The sequence below is a fragment of the Paenibacillus sp. FSL R7-0273 genome (assembly GCF_000758625.1).
GTDB lineage: Bacteria > Bacillota > Bacilli > Paenibacillales > Paenibacillaceae > Paenibacillus_AQ.
The window spans coordinates 6,023,976-6,038,961 of the sequence record NZ_CP009283.1; the positions used below are offsets into that span (position 1 = coordinate 6,023,976).

At 56.0% G+C, this 14,986-nt stretch carries 14 protein-coding genes; 5 read left to right on the top strand and 9 right to left on the bottom strand.

Annotation, left to right across the window (positions count from 1 at the left end; translation table 11 throughout):
* Positions 1–220: 220 nt before the first annotated feature.
* Both R70723_RS25900 and asd read left to right on the top strand, forming a co-directional pair.
* Positions 221–1,312, top strand: a complete 1,092-nt coding sequence (locus tag R70723_RS25900; protein ID WP_039876769.1) for a YheC/YheD family endospore coat-associated protein — start codon at positions 221–223, stop codon at positions 1,310–1,312.
* Positions 1,313–1,401: 89 nt separating this feature from the next.
* Positions 1,402–2,193 carry an archaetidylserine decarboxylase gene (asd, locus tag R70723_RS25905; RefSeq protein ID WP_039876771.1) on the top strand — a complete coding sequence of 264 codons (792 nt, stop codon included), beginning with the start codon at positions 1,402–1,404 and terminating at the stop codon, positions 2,191–2,193.
* Positions 2,194–2,260: 67 nt separating this feature from the next.
* Here the strand turns inward: asd and gpmA are convergent, their stop codons facing one another.
* From gpmA to R70723_RS34145, 4 genes are all read right to left on the bottom strand, one after another.
* A complete protein-coding gene (gpmA, locus tag R70723_RS25910) occupies positions 2,261–3,010 on the bottom strand; it encodes a 2,3-diphosphoglycerate-dependent phosphoglycerate mutase (RefSeq protein ID WP_039876773.1) in 750 nt (249 codons plus the stop codon).
* 448 nt (positions 3,011–3,458) lie between these two features.
* A complete protein-coding gene (locus R70723_RS25915) occupies positions 3,459–4,244 on the bottom strand; it encodes a helix-turn-helix domain-containing protein (RefSeq protein ID WP_039876776.1) in 786 nt (261 codons plus the stop codon).
* 106 nt (positions 4,245–4,350) lie between these two features.
* Positions 4,351–4,842 carry a hypothetical protein gene (locus tag R70723_RS25920; RefSeq protein ID WP_156123850.1) on the bottom strand — a complete coding sequence of 164 codons (492 nt, stop codon included), beginning with the start codon at positions 4,840–4,842 and terminating at the stop codon, positions 4,351–4,353.
* Positions 4,843–5,268: 426 nt separating this feature from the next.
* Entirely contained in the window at positions 5,269–7,284 is a 2,016-nt protein-coding gene (locus R70723_RS34145; RefSeq protein WP_081957496.1) for an aminotransferase-like domain-containing protein, read from the bottom strand.
* A 141-nt stretch (positions 7,285–7,425) separates the two neighbouring features.
* On the opposite strand from R70723_RS34145, the gene R70723_RS25930 reads away from it, so the two are divergent.
* The 3 genes from R70723_RS25930 to R70723_RS34150 all read left to right on the top strand — a co-directional run bounded on the left by R70723_RS25930 (position 7,426) and on the right by R70723_RS34150 (position 9,778).
* Positions 7,426–8,040 carry a pyridoxamine 5'-phosphate oxidase family protein gene (locus tag R70723_RS25930; RefSeq protein ID WP_039876781.1) on the top strand — a complete coding sequence of 205 codons (615 nt, stop codon included), beginning with the start codon at positions 7,426–7,428 and terminating at the stop codon, positions 8,038–8,040.
* 124 nt (positions 8,041–8,164) lie between these two features.
* Positions 8,165–9,472, top strand: a complete 1,308-nt coding sequence (locus R70723_RS25935) for an aminotransferase class I/II-fold pyridoxal phosphate-dependent enzyme (protein WP_039876782.1) — start codon at positions 8,165–8,167, stop codon at positions 9,470–9,472.
* Positions 9,473–9,667: 195 nt separating this feature from the next.
* A complete protein-coding gene (locus tag R70723_RS34150; protein WP_209443706.1) occupies positions 9,668–9,778 on the top strand; it encodes a YjcZ family sporulation protein in 111 nt (36 codons plus the stop codon).
* A 109-nt stretch (positions 9,779–9,887) separates the two neighbouring features.
* Here R70723_RS34150 and R70723_RS25940 read toward each other — a convergent pair whose 3' ends face one another.
* The 5 genes from R70723_RS25940 to R70723_RS25960 form a co-directional block, all read right to left on the bottom strand.
* Positions 9,888–11,105 (bottom strand): ABC transporter permease, encoded by a 1,218-nt coding sequence (locus R70723_RS25940; RefSeq protein WP_039876785.1) that lies wholly within the window; start codon positions 11,103–11,105, stop codon positions 9,888–9,890.
* Position 11,106: 1 nt separating this feature from the next.
* A complete protein-coding gene (locus tag R70723_RS25945; RefSeq protein ID WP_039876788.1) occupies positions 11,107–11,853 on the bottom strand; it encodes an ABC transporter ATP-binding protein in 747 nt (248 codons plus the stop codon).
* Positions 11,850–13,340, bottom strand: a complete 1,491-nt coding sequence (locus R70723_RS25950) for a DEAD/DEAH box helicase (protein ID WP_039876791.1) — start codon at positions 13,338–13,340, stop codon at positions 11,850–11,852. The genes R70723_RS25945 and R70723_RS25950 overlap by 4 nt, the downstream gene beginning before the upstream one ends.
* A 96-nt stretch (positions 13,341–13,436) precedes the next feature.
* Complete coding sequence (locus R70723_RS25955) at positions 13,437–14,213, bottom strand: SDR family NAD(P)-dependent oxidoreductase (protein WP_039876793.1); 777 nt, start codon at positions 14,211–14,213, stop codon at positions 13,437–13,439.
* A gap of 28 nt (positions 14,214–14,241) precedes the next feature.
* Positions 14,242–14,697, bottom strand: a complete 456-nt coding sequence (locus tag R70723_RS25960) for a chemotaxis protein CheX (RefSeq protein ID WP_039876796.1) — start codon at positions 14,695–14,697, stop codon at positions 14,242–14,244.
* Between the last annotated feature and the right edge of the window lie 289 nt (positions 14,698–14,986).

A 14,986-nucleotide genomic window follows, 5' to 3' on the forward strand; every position in this document is an offset into this window, starting at 1 on the left:
ATCATATGCAGTGGAATAGGCAGGTGACACCCTTTTGCAGCAGCAGGGGATTGTTTAATGCAGCCTTTTTAAAACCGGATAATCCGGCCCCAATCCCTCTTCCCTGTCAAAAAAGGGCATCTGCCGCCGCGCATTCGTCCACCCTGGACGCCCCGTACAAACATACAATGCTAGAGAAGCGGAACCGCCGTCACTACAGAAGCTAACAGGAGGAACGAACATGGGGCAAAAGCTCGTGGGAATACTGCTAAATGCCGCTATGCACCGGGGCGTTCCCCGGTTAAAAACGGGACAGGAATCGCTGGAGCTCTATGAGGAGGCCGCTGCCGCATACGGAATGGTCCCCTGCTTCCTGCAGCTGTCCGATATCAACCTTGAATCCGGCTACAGTATAGCCTATGTAAAGGGAAGCCAGGGCTACCAGCGGACGGTCGTCCCGACGCCGGCGGTCATTCATAACCGGGCGATCTATAGCCAGGGCAGTACAGGAATCAACCGTCTGCTGGGGCAGGGACTCCTGATTTTTAATACATGCAACCGCTATGGCAAGGATGAGATTCACAGGCTGCTTATGCAGAACGGGGTGCGGGAATTTTTGCCTGACTCTGCGATAGGCTTCTCCGGACTGAAGGCTATGATGAGCCGCTATCCCGACCTCATCCTGAAGCCGTGCCGCGGCAGCGTCGGAAAAGGAGTCATGCGCCTCTCGCGCAGCAGTGAACGGCGCTGGATCTGGAGCTATCTTCCTTCCGGCTCGCGCCGCTGGGCAAAAAGGGCAGTCCATCCGGAGGCTCTGCCCCGGGCGCTGCGGGCACGGTTGTCTGCCATGCCTTATCTGATACAGGAGCGCATTCCGCTGGCTGAGCTGAACGGGCGTCCCTTCGATCTGCGTGTCACGGTACAGCGCGGCTGGGGGGGAGACTGGCAGGTTACCGGCATGTTCGCCAAGCTGGCGGCGCCAGGCGGCTTCGTCTCCAATATCGCCAGGGGCGGCAAGGCCTTCAGCACCTCAGCAGTGCTGGAGCAGGTCTTCGGCGGCGAGGCGGCTGCCGGTATCCGCATGTCCGTCCAGACGCTCAGCCTTACGATTGCGCGCGAGCTGGAACGGAGCCTGCCGGGACTTGCCGATGTCGGTCTCGATATTGGTATCACCAGGGACCGCCGGCTCTATTTTATCGAATGCAACGGCCGCGACCAGCGCTACGGGTTTCAAAAAGCCGGGCTTGGCGGGATCTGGAAGGACAGCTACCGCAGGCCGATGGGCTATGCCCGATTTCTGCTGGATGACCCCTCCAGGTATATCCGTTATTGATTTGTCTCTTATTCTATGTCAATATAATGCAGAGCAGTAACGGTCCGCAGCGCTGGACCGTTGCTCTGCAAGACGGAAGGGAGATAATCATGGTTAAACAATTGCTGCGGCTGATGACCGAGCTGTCCTCATACCGGTGGCTTTCACGGTTAATGGGTGCTTTTTCCCATAGCAGACTCAGCCGTCTTTTGATCCCGACATTTATTCGGACCTATCAGATTCCTGCCGCTGAAGCGGAGAAGCCGTCCGGAGAATATCACACACTGAATGAATTTTTCAGCCGCAGGCTGAAGCCGGGGATGCGCCAGGTTGCTGAAGGGGACAACGCAATCGCAAGTCCCGTAGACGCACTGATTACCGCGATGGGCGAGATTCATTCCGGAACCCTAATGAATGTTAAAGGGCAGAATTATCTGCTGGAGGAGCTGCTTAACCACTCACCGCACCAGGAGCTGTACAAAAAAGGCTATTATTTTGTTCTTTATCTGAGCCCGACCGACTATCACCGTATTCACTCACCGCTTACCGGACGCAGGATTGAGAGCGATTATATCCGCGGACGGGCATATCCAGTCAACGAATTCGGCATGAGACATATGAAAAGCGTGCTGAGCCGCAACGAACGGCTCATTACTTATATTGCCGGAACGAACGGTGAAGCTGCCGTTGTAAAGGTTGGCGCGATGAATGTCAGCAGCATCCGCTATTCGGATGAGCAGGCTGACAAGTGGCTGATCGGCGATGATCTGGCCTATTTTGAATTCGGCTCCACCGTAGTGCTGCTTCTTGAGAACGGCACCTTTACCCCGCGCCCGGGGCTTCAGGAAGGAACAAAGGTCAGAATGGGCGAGCTGCTGGGCACACAGGGCAGACCGCAATAGAACAGCACACAAATAAGGGTACTCCGCCTGCTGTCAGGTTTGGGAGTACCCTTTTGTATGCGTATTATTATTCTGTCACCTTACTTTGATTAGCCACTTCCCGTGCCTTCTCCTGAACCTCCTCAGGAATCCCGAGGTAAAAGCGGCTGACCGGCTTCACATTATCGTCCAGCTTGTAGACAAGCGGCACTCCGGTCGGCACATTCAGCTCGAGCAGCGTCGGCTCATCCAGATCCTCCATAAATTTAATCAACGCCCGCAGGGTGTTGCCGTGGGCTGAGATCAGCACCCGCTCCTTCTTGCGGATCAGCGGTACAATCCGGTTATTCCAGAAATCACCCACGCGCAGAACCGTATCCGACAGGCTCTCGCCGCGCGGGATATCACCGGGACGGACCTCCTTGTAGCGGATGTCATTTCTCGCATACCGCGGATCGTCCGGTGTAAGCAGCGGCGGGCGGACCGAGAGGCTGCGCCGCCAGAGCTGCAGCTGCTCTTCCCCGTATTTAACGGCCGTTTCACTTTTGCTCAGCCCCTGCAGCGCCCCGTAATGCCGCTCGTTCAGCTTCCAGGATTTCTGCACCGGAATCCACAGCAGGTCCAGCTCCTCCAGCACATAGTTCAGCGTCTTGATCGAACGCTTCAGCACCGAGGCAAAAGCCAGATCAAATGAGTACCCCGCTTCCTTCAGCAGCTTGCCGGCGGCCTTAGCCTCCTGGACCCCTTTTTCCGTCAAATCCGGGTCACTCCAGCCCGTAAACAGATTCTGGCGGTTGTATTCGCTCTCTCCATGCCGGATCAATACGATTTCGTACATATCACACACTCCTTTATCCGATGGCTCATTTGCTGCTTATCGTACGCAATTTTGGCAATCTGCATTCGAGTTACCCGTTTGCGCGAAGCTCTTCTTTTATAAAAACACAGAAAGCAAAAATACAAAACACACAGAAATCAAAAAACCGGCTGCCTGCCGGCCCCGGTTCCCTGCTTATCCTGCTCTATACGTACACTTGTGCACTCATTCCATTAGAACCACTGGTCCATGCCCGTGCTGTTTGTCTGCTTCAAGCGTTTCCAGCGGCTCCGGCAAAATCCGGCGCTTCCGCACTTGAGGGCATTATTGGATATTCTGCGTCCTCTCAACATACCTGTATTCTCCCCTTCCAAGCTGCATCTGAATCTTCTGTTAAACCAGGTTGCAACGTATTTACCCCCTGATGTAAAAGCTGAAACAAAGCAGCCGGAACAGGAAGAGCGGGCGGTCAGCGGATTTCGGACGGGCTTTTGCCGGTATGCTGCTTGAATTGGCGGCTGAAAAAGAAAATATCGCGGTAGCCCAGCGCATCTGCCACCTCAGTCACATTCATTCCGGCATACAGCAGGAGATGCTGCGCGCGCTCGATCCGGGCTCTGATGACATAGGACTGCACCGACGACCCGGTGATCTCCTTAAATTTAATAGAGAAGTAACGCGGGGACAGGCCCGCCCGGGCGGCCAGATCCTCTACCCGGTGCGAGGCCCCGGGATGCTGGCTTACATAGTTGGCAACCTCATGGATAATTTCACTTAAATGGTTGCTGACATGCCGCTCAACCGGCATCATCCGGTCCTCGCGCAGCAGATGAATCATCAGCTGTTTGAGAATCAGCCGCCCCTCTTCCTCTGCGGCAAAGGTCTTCACCAGGAACAGCCGGACATAGCGGGCCAGCAGATGCTCGAACTCCACCGTTTCGCTTAGCTCGCGGTAAGGCTCCGGTACCTCCGCCACCGGTTCGGTGACATCGAAATGAATATATGTAAGAACCAGCGGCTTTTGCGGATTATGTGTCGCATACGTAAAGTCGCCCGGCCGGAACAGGAAGCAGCTTCCCTTGCCCACCTGAAAAGGCGTACCGTTGCGCACAACCGTCCCTTCCCCGCTCCACACATAAAACAAATCATAATTTTGCAGCGGCTTCTCCCTTTTCTGCCATCTCCAGCCCGGTTCACACACAATCTTCGCCAAGGCCGGCAGAATTACAAAAGAAGACGGCGATGCATGAAGCATAATATTCCCCTCCTAAACGTTGTTCATTGTTACTTTAAATTGGTGTACAGTGGCTATTAGCCGGACGGGCGGCTTAATGCCACCGGTTCCCGCGAAGTTATATTTACTAAAATAAAAATTCAAAGTGCCTGTCCGGAGTATGGCGTAGTTGCCAGCATTGAGTGAATTCAAGGGCATTTGTGCTCTTCATTTCGCTCAATAGCCTGTATTTGGCGGATTCATGGGCATTTGTGCTCTTCATTTCGCTCAGTTGCCTACATTTGGCGAATTCAAGGGCCTTTTTGCTCTTCATTTCGCTCATTAACCCACATTCGGCGGATTCAAGGGCATTTGTGCTCTTCATTTCGCTCATTAACCCACATTCGGCGGATTCAAGGGCAGTTGTGCTCTTCATTTCGCTCAGTTGCCTGCATTTGGCGGATTCAAGGGCAGTTGTGCTCTTCATTTCGCTCATTAGCCTACATCTGGCGGATTCAAGGGCATTTGTGCTCTTCATTTTGCTCATAAGCCTACATTTGGCCGATTCAGAGGCATTTTTGCTCTTCATTTCGCTCAGTTGCCTGCATTCGGCAGATTCAGAGGCATTTGTGCTCTTCATTTCGCACATTAGCCTACATCTGGCGGATTCAAGGGACACAGGCGTCCGCTTTAGCCGAAAACTTACCTTAAGGGTTACTTACTTAATCAGGTACTTCCAATTCATCGCTGTGTTATTAAAGGGACTTTTCCCTTTGAGCAGAGCATTTCGGCACGCCGCTGGTACTATTAAGGGGATTTTTCCCTACACCTATTCAAGCAGCTCGCAACTTGCCGCTGGTGCCTTTAAGTAATTCCCCTTTACTCACCAGCCCACCTTAAGCGCACCCGGGCATTAAGGAGCCATCTACGATCTTGATCGTTTGTTACTTTAAGGATGTATGTCGGGGCCGAGCTTTGGACGCGGTTCAGCCGGATTAGTGTACCAGCACCGTAAAGCGCAACTAATCTGGCTGACACTTTGTTTCTTACCTTTTATAATACCTTGTCACGACCGGTTTTGCACATCCTTCCAGGCGTGCAGCAGGCGGTTTACGCCCTCCTCCAGCGCAGCGGCATCGAGGTGGGCGAATGAAAAGCAGGCCGCCGCGCTGCTCGGCCTGATCCTATACAGCGCAGCGTCGCGGAAGTCTGTGCCGCGCCGGAGCGCCGCCGCCCGGAAGGCGGAGAATTCCGCATCGCTGCGCAGCCAGCGTGCATACAGATGCAGGCCGGCGTCACCCGGCAGCACCTCAAGGACATCTCCGAGCTGCGCCGTGAGCAGCTTCCGGAGAAGCTGCGCACGCTCACCGTAAATGCGCGTCATGCGCCGCAGGTGCCGGCTGTACCCGCCGGTACCCATAAAGCGCGCCAATGCCCGCTGCTCCAGCTGGCCTGCGGGCAGCGGCTCATACAGCGCCTTGGCTGCGGTCACCGGTGCGACCAGCGAAGGAGGCAGCACGGCGAAGCCCACGCGCAGCCCGAAGAACATGCTGTTGGAGAACGACCCGACATATACGACCCGTTCCTCACGGTCAAGCGCCTTGAGCGGTTCGATAGGCCGTCCGCCCCAGCGGAATTCGCTGTCATAATCATCCTCGATGATGACAGCTTCATGACGCCGGGCCCAGTCCAGCAGCCTGCGCCGCCGCTCCAGCGGAAGCACAGCACCGGTTGGAAACTGGCGGCTCGGCGTTACGAACAGCAGACGGGCTGCCCAATCCTCCGGGACCAGTCCTTCCGCGTCCACTCTGCCCGGCAGCAGCTTGCCGCCGCTGATCTCTACTGCCCGGCGGATGCCGTGATAGCCCGGGTCCTCAACCACAGCGCAGCTGCCCTGCTCCAGCAAAAGCTGGGTCAGGATCACGATGCCCTGCATCGAGCCGCTGAACAGCACGATCTGTCCGGCCCCCGCCCGGATGCCCCGGGTAATCCCCAAATGGGCTGCAATTGCCCGGCGCAGCCCTTCATCCCCCTGTGGCGGGCAATAGCTATTGAGCAGGCCGCCTCGCTTGCCTCCGGCATAGTTCAGTGCGCTCCGCCACTCCGCATAAGGGAACTGGCCCGCCTGCATTCCGCTGCTGCGGAAGCTGATGAGGCCGTCCCCCACCTGCCCGTACACAGTAAGCTGCCGCTCCATCAGCCGCTCTCCCCAAGAGCTAAGTGTGATTGGCGCAGCAGCGGCCGGCCGGTTCCCGTAACCAAGCACGCCCTCCGCAGTCATCCCTCCGCTGACAAGAGTGGAAGCACCACCAGCATCCGACCCACTCCCATCGCCATTCCACGGTACAGAGCCACCAGTTTCCGTCTCACTCCCATCGCCATTCCACGTTACAGAGCCACCAACATCCTTCTCACTCCCACCGCCATTCCACGGTACAGCACCACCAGCTACTCCAGACAACCCCCGACATTCACGGCCTTCCCCAGACGCACGAATCCCGTCAGCAGCATCCGCCTCACTCCCGCCGCCGTTCCTCAGCACAGAGCAGCCAGCTTCACCGGGCCACCTCCCAAATACACGGTCTCCCTCAGGCGCAGAAATCCCGGCACTACCGCCACTCTCGGCACTTTCGGCACTCCCAGCATTTCCAGCATTTCCAGAATTTCCAGCATTTCCAGCACTCCCAGCATTCCCATTACCCCCAGCCCCGCTTCCGCCGCTCACCTTCAGCACAGAACCGCCCGATTCTCCGTAGCTGTCACGCTCCACTCCAGGCCGGACAAATGCAAGACTTCCGGCATCAGGCCTTTCATCGTCACCGCCCAAAAAGCCGCCCTCCGAGACAAAGGTGCCGCGCCCCCGTTCTGTTCTGATGTAGCCGTCCGCCAGCAGCATATCATACACCTGTGAGGCCGAGCCGCGGGACAGCTGATACAGCTCTGCCAGCTTACGGGTTGAAGGCAGCCGTGTCCCTCCAGGCAGCGTTCCGCCCAGAATGGCTGTGCGGAGCGCGTGGTACAGCGCCAGATATTTGTAATGGTAGATATCCAGATACTGTTCATACGGAAGTATAAAATTCATCCCTAACCCTCTTCCTCCAAAGTGGACCAATAAATTTAATGTAAACCGGCACTTTTTTATTGTCAATTTCTGCTCTATGCTAAATAAAATTTTTCCGGGGCAGCGTCAGCTGCCTCACATTAGTGGAAAGGATGATCAGTCATGCGCAGAAAAGAGTTTAAAATCGAACAGGAGGAGGAAATCACAGCTTTTCTCCAGGCGATGAGCTTCGGGTTTCTGGGAACCGTTGATGAACAGGGGCACCCCCGGGTGACACCTCTGAATTTCGTATATTCGGATGGCAGCTTCTATTTTCACGGCAGTCATGCCGGAGGCAAAATGGACAGTATCCGCCGCCACAAGCAGGTCTGCTTCACGGTAGCCGATGAATTTGCGCTCATTCCGTCCTATTTTAGTGATCCCGAGCTTGCCTGTCCCGCAACTGCCTATTTCAAAAGCGTAACAGCCTACGGACAAGCTGAGCTGGTTGAAGACCTCACCGAAAAAGCAGCCGTAATGTCACTCTTTATGCAAAAGCTCCAGCCTGAGGGCGGCTATATCCCGATCACTGCCGATGACCCCAAGTACCGTCCGGGGCTGAGGGCCGTAGCTGTTGTCCGTATAACCCCCGGTGAGCTGACCGCCAAATTCAAATTCGGCCAGAATCTTAAAGAGGACAAGCGAAACGGTGTTATAAGCGGCCTCACAGAGCGCGGCGGAGTACGGGATGCCGAAACGCTGGAGATGATGCAGAAATTTTGTCCGTATCATTCTTAAAGAAATTTTTCGCAAAGTATTCATAAAACGCGGCTTTCCTCAGTGACGGCGGCAGGCGGCGGTGATATAATGTTAGGCAATGTTAACGTATATATCCCAGAAGAATACCGGAAGGATGAAACGGATGAATCCACTGGCTGGACAATTGAACGACAACATCAAGGCAGGCAATGAACATGTGTATGATATGCTCTCCAATCTCGGTAAAGCGATCTATTTTCCAAAAGAGGGCATTCTGAGCCAATCTGCAGAAGCGGCGGCTCATGCGAAGAAATATAATGCTACCATCGGTATTGCTACTGAGCACGGCGTGCCTATGCACCTTGCCGTCATTCAGGATAAGCTGTCCGCTTACAATCCCAAAGACCTGTACGGCTACGCGCCGCCTGCCGGCAAACCGGAGCTCCGCACCGTATGGCGGGAAAAGATGCTGCGCGAGAACCCGTCGCTTGAAGGCAAATCCTTCGGCAATCCTGTCGTGACCAACGCCCTGACACACGGGCTAAGCATAGTTGCCGATCTGTTCGCAGAGGAGGATGATGCCGTCATCTATCCGGATAAGAACTGGGAGAATTACGAGCTCACCTTCGGCATCCGCCGGCTCAGCCGGATTGTGAATTATCCGCTTTTCACTGAAGACATGAAGTTCAACAGCGAAGGTCTGCTGGATGCACTGCTGGCCCAGAAGGACCGCGGCAAGGCCATCGTGCTGCTGAACTTCCCTAATAACCCTACCGGCTACACACCGGGACTTGAAGAAGGCGAAGCGATCGTAGCCGCCGTTCTCCGTGCTGCTGAAGAGGGAATCAATGTCGTAGTAGTCAGCGATGATGCCTATTTCGGACTCTTTTTCGAGAATTCACTCAAGGAATCACTGTTTGGCCGCCTGGCTAACCTGCATCCGCGCGTGCTTGCGGTTAAGGTGGACGGCGCCACTAAGGAAGAATTCGTCTGGGGCTTCCGCGTCGGGTTCATCACCTATGCCTCCGAAGACAAGGAGCTGCTGGCCGCGCTGGAGCAGAAGACGCTCGGTATTATCCGCGCAACGATTTCCAGCGGAGCCCATCCTTCGCAGACCTTTGTGCTGGATGCCCTGAAATCGCCGGAATTCCCGCAGCAGAAGGAAGAGAAGTTCCAGATTATGAAGGGCCGTGCCAACAAAGTCAAGGCACTGCTGGACAGCGGCAAATACGGGGAGGATGTATGGACCTATTACCCGTTCAACTCCGGTTACTTCATGTGTCTGAAGCTGAAGACTGTACCGGCTGAGACACTGCGTCTGCATCTGATCCACCAGTACGGCCTGGGTACGATCGCCCTGGGCGAGACCGATCTGCGCGTGGCCTTCTCCTGCATTGAAGAAGACCAGCTGGAGGACCTGTTCGACATGGTATATGCCGGTATCCGCGACCTGGAGCAGGCCAACAATTAATAAGCTTATGGCAGTCCCGGATTCCCGGGGCTGTTTTTTTGATAAATCCGCCGGGCACCTGGTTCAGCAGCTGTGCAAAAGCCCGCTTTCGGGGTTATTTTGCCTTCACATGGCATTGGCCTATACACGTTCTTCCCTCCGCACATACAATACGATGTACTCAAGTACAACAACACATTCGAAAGGGGAATGAACATGAGCGAAGAAGTAAGAGGCGGATACGGATACGGCGGATTCACAAGCACTGGTGCAATTCTGGTTCTCTTCATCCTGCTGGTTATCATCAGCCGTTCACTCTTTGTCTAACTGAATTTTCTTGATATACAGCAAAGAAGCCTTGACGCGGGCGAAAGTCCCGTCAAGGCTTCTTGCTGTATCCGGTTTATCCGGTTATCCGGTCACAGTGAACATTAGACTACAGATCATCATCCGGGTCGGCCGCTTTGCGCTGCATATACATCTTGAACAAGAAGGCCAGAAGCCCGCCTGCCAGCAAGCTGCCGATGGCCGGAAGCGGCCGTTCAGCAAGGGTCAGCAGAAAAGGCCAGCCGAGCAGCAGGGCCAACACAAGCAGGGTCCGGAAAATAAACTGGGTGGTGCTGTCCGCCCTGCTGCCTGCAGGCAGCGGATAGACCGTCAGCCAGAAGGACTCACTGTGCAGCTTGCGCAGTGCCGACAGCTGAATGCCGGTCAAAAACAGGAAGAACAGATAGATGCCGGTTCCGGCATAGCTGCTGCGGTTCCACAGGACGAGCAGCATGCCCAGCACAGCTATCCGCATTACGATACCGAAAACGTCACCGCGGGCAAAGCTTTTGGTCAGCAGGAAGCGGTACGCGCTATCGCGGCGCCAGGCAATTCCGCTGCCCCAGCGGGACAGATAACGCCGGGCATAGACCCGCTGCTCGCGCCCAGGCACATCCACGAACCAGCCGAGCATCATCAGGGCTCTTGTGCCCTGGTTCTTCTCGGTCGCGATCAGCCGCTCCCACGGAACGGCATGACGGCCTGGAACACGCAGCGCAGCGTAATAAGCGGCCGCCAGCAGGGCGGCGAAGATCAGAGCCCGCAGCGGCGGCTGCCACAGCCATGCCGCAATCATTAAGCCCCCTACCGCCCAGCGCAGCAGCTGGTAGCCGGCTGCTGCCGGACGTGACAGCATTGCGGTCTCCCGCCACAGTCCGTAGCTGGACAGCAGCTTCACTGCAACCAGCAGCAGGGCTGTAAGCAGCAGCGATTGGGGCGAAGCGTCCGTGCGTATGTACAGCGGCCATAATGTAATGAGGATAAAGGCCATCCGCAGGATTTTCCAGACATTCCCGCTCACCCAGGACGGGGCGAAATACTCTCTCATCCGGTGGCCCTGCGGCAGCAGAAAGATCGTATCCGGACTCTGCAGATAGGTCCGGAAGCTGCTGTGCACCGCTGCAGGCAGCAGGAGCACGAGCATAATCCAGCGGATCGGCAGATCAGCCGGCGTATCGCGGAGCAGCGCAGTATACCAGGCGGAGAAAACAATCAGCACCATCAGCAGCACCATCGCTACACCGCTCCTGATTACATATCCCACGTAAGGGATCATGCTGCCCATGAACCGGCTGCGCCGCTGCCGGCGCAGCTCTCTCAAATCCATATCATTTCCCTCCCTGCACCAGTTCGTAGAACAGCTGCTCCAGGTTCAGGCCGCGGAGGCCTGCAGCTTCGGTCATTTCTGCCAGCGTACCCTGGGCAATAACCTTGCCTTGGTGCAGCACAATGAAGCGGTCGCAGTAATTCTCAATGGTGGAGAGAATATGCGAGCTTAGCAGAATGGATGCTCCCGATTTCTTCAGCTCCATCATGAAGTCAAGCAGGGAGCGAATACCGAGCGGATCAAGCCCCAGAAACGGCTCATCAATGACATAGAGCGCCGGGCGGGCCACAAAGGCGCACATGATCATTACCTTCTGCTTCATCCCCTTGGATAAATGGGAGGACAGGGTATCCATCTTGTCCTCCATATTGAAAAGTGCGGCCAGCTGCATGCTGCGGGATTCATAATCGCTGCGCTCCACGCCGTAAGCCCTGGCGGTAAATTCAACATGCTCGCGGACCGTCATCTCCTCATACAGGAGCGGCGATTCCGGCACAAAGGTCAGCGCGCTGTGATACGCTTCCGGGTCGCTTCCTCGCGTCTTGCCCTGTACGGTAATCTCGCCCTTGTGGGGCGACATGAGCCCCAGGATATGCTTCATCGTCGTGCTTTTGCCGGCTCCGTTGAGTCCGATCAGCCCGACCATTTCACCGGGCTGCACCTGCAGGCCGATATCGTGCAGCACCGGCTTGTTCAGGCTGTAGCCGCCGCTTAATCCCGTAATTTGCAGTACGGGGGCATTATTCATTGACCGTCACCTCCCGTGGTTTTGTTCTTGAGCCACTTTGGCGCTCCTTTGTTCTTGCGGTTCTTTTCGCGTTCAGCACTGCTGCTGCGGGCTTTGCCGCCGCCCGCAGCCGGAGCAGAACCCGCGCCGCTGCGTCCGCCTGCGGCCCGGCCTGCGCCGTGCTGCGGCTCGCGCCGCACCGCCGCGCCCGCACCCTCGCCGTCCGGCCGCGCTGCTGCCGGCCTTGCACCCGGTGCATCCGGCTGCACCGCCGCCGTCCGCACCGGCTTGCCGCCGCGCGGCGCTGCGCTCTCCCGGCGCGGGCTGCCCGCACCCCCGCTGCCTTGGCCTGGCGCCGGTCTGCGGGCTTCATCCGCCGGGAGCACCTTGCCGGCGGACAGGGCCCGTTCCTCGAGCTGAATATCCAGCTCGCGGGCGAACTTGCGCATGATGAACGTCTGCTGCTCGGTGACGATCGTCACCGACAGCCCGCGTTTGCCCATGCGCCCGGTGCGGCCGGCCCGGTGCACATAGTGCTCGGCGTCAAAGGCCGGATCGAAGCTGACGACGAGCGTCAGCTCCTCAATGTCCAGACCCCGGGCCGCCACGTCGCTGGCGACCAGTACGCGGAACTTGCCGTCACGGAATTTCGCCAGCACGTTGCTGCGCGTAACCTTGTCGGCATCACCGTACAGTGCCGCCGCCGTAAGTCCAAGATGGTTCAGCTTCGCCTCCACCTCGGCGATGTCCTCCGTCGCATTGACGAACACAATCGCCCGCTTGGGGTTATGATGGCGGATGACGCGGCGCAGCATATCGATCTTGTTCCGCTCCTCAGACACCACATAGTGATGCTCCAGCGTCTGGGCGGTCATTACGCCGGGATCAATGCCAATCTCGGCCGGGTTCTTCATCTCACGCGAAGCCAGTGCCTTAGTCTCAGGACCGATGGTCGCAGACAGCATGACAAGCTGGCGCGTGCGCAGCGCGCTGCTGACGATCTTAGCCACCTCACCGGCTCCGCTCAGCTGGAACATCTGGTCAGCTTCATCGATAACAATCGTGCTGACCTCATGCATCTTCAGCTTGCGCAGGCCGATCAGCTCGCGGATGCGTCCCGGCGTGCCGACCACCAGCTGGGGATGCTCGCGCAGCTTGTCAATCTGGCGCTTGATGGCGGCTCCGCCGATCAGCCCCATCACCTTGATGCCGCGGTGGTCACCGTACCGCTCCGCCTCGCGGAGAATCTGCATCGCCAGCTCCTGGGTCGGGGCCAGCACCAGCTTTTGCACCACTCTCTGCTCCGGGTTAATCCCTTGAAGCAGCGGCAGCAGGTAAGCCAGCGTCTTGCCTGTTCCGGTCTGGGAAGCGGCAAGCACGTCCCTGCCCTCCAGCAGCAGCGGGATCGTCTGCTCCTGAACGGGAGACGGGGCGGTAATGCCGAATTCCGACAATCGGGCAACAAGGTCTTCCTGAATGCCGATGGCCGCAAAAGAAGCGTTAGTCATAAGTAAGTTTCATCCTTTTCGCTAAGTAATATCTTCATTATATGCCAAAAAGGCCTCTCCACCAAATGGAAGGCCATTTTCTTGTAAACATACATTCTATTTACGGTTCATTGCGTTATAGGTCAGCTTGTCTGCCAGACGGGGGAACAAACCGTAGAGCCGGATGCCGAAGCCGGCAATTCCGGGAAGATCAATCTCTTCCTTGCGCTTCTCCATCAGCCTGACGATCCTGGCGGATACAAATTCGGGGGTCATCATCATCCGGGCTACATTCTTCTGGTAATTGCCGGACGGATCTGCCGTCTTGAAAAAATCAGTAGCAATCGGTCCCGGATTGACCGCCGACACCGTGATGCCGCTCTTACGCAGCTCCTGGCGCAGGGCATTGGTGAAGCCGAGTACAGCATGCTTGGTCGCCGTATAGGCAACTGACCGGGCTGTGCCAATTTTGCCGGCCATCGAGGCCACATTGACAATCTGCCCGCTGCCCCGCTGCAGCATATGCGGAACAACGGCCTTGGTACAGCGGACAATCCCCATGTAATTGACATCCATCATATCATCGAATTCCTGCGCTTCCATCTCGGTGAAGCCGGCAAATTTGCCGTAGCCGGCGTTGTTCAGCAGAATATCAATTCTGCCGTATGCCGCCAGAATCTCAGTGAACACCCGGGCAACCTCAGCCTCGTCAGTAACATCGCAGGTATACAGTCCAAAAACGCCCGGAATCCCGGCCGCCGTCTCTTTCAGCTTCTTCTCAGAACGGGCCAGCAGAACGGGAACTGCCCCCTTCTCGCTGAGCATCCGGGCCGTTATGGCTCCGATTCCGCTTGAAGCTCCTGTTATTACTACTATCTTGTCTTTAAGTTGCATGAAGATTCTTCAGCTCCTAAGGGTCCGCCTAAGAGATCATTACCTGAATATCAAGCTCCCCAATGCCTTCCATAAGCAGCGGGATGCTGAGTGCTTTACGCGGGAAAACGGCCATGCTCTCCAGTTTCATCAGCTTCGGAGGTGTAATATCCACAGATACCCCTTGATTGGATAGAATCGTACTGGCATTTCCGCTGATCATGTTCCCCAGCTCTGAAATCGCACTCTGTCCCATTTCATCCATTTCTGCAATCGGATAGCCGCCCATCATTGCGGATACCATCTTCAGCGCCACATGCTCTTCAAGCCCGAATATAATATCCCCGCTGAGCTGTCCCGTCATCCCCACCTGAATCCATATATGGTTATCGATCAGTTCAATATCCTTGATGCCCAGATTTCCGGTCGATGGCGAGACCTGAACCACCTGCTCAATTACAATACGTGCAGACTCTAGAAATGGATTGATTACTTCTGCTTTCATGAAAGTGCTGTCCCCCCTCTACCTGGCTTTAGTCATATACCAAAAGTCCTAAGTAATAATGTTTAATTATACTTCATATATCGGCATTATTCATCAAAAATTAATGCTCTTGTCGAAGGAATTCTCAAGATAGTTTTCTCCTCCGCATTGCCCTGCCGGATGTAATCTCCTATAATTTAATCAAATACCCACACTCCGCGTAAGATAATCCTGATATACCATCGCTTTTGCCTTAGTGATACACAGCCTTGCTATCCTGTGAAAACGCCCGGTTTCCACACTATACAAA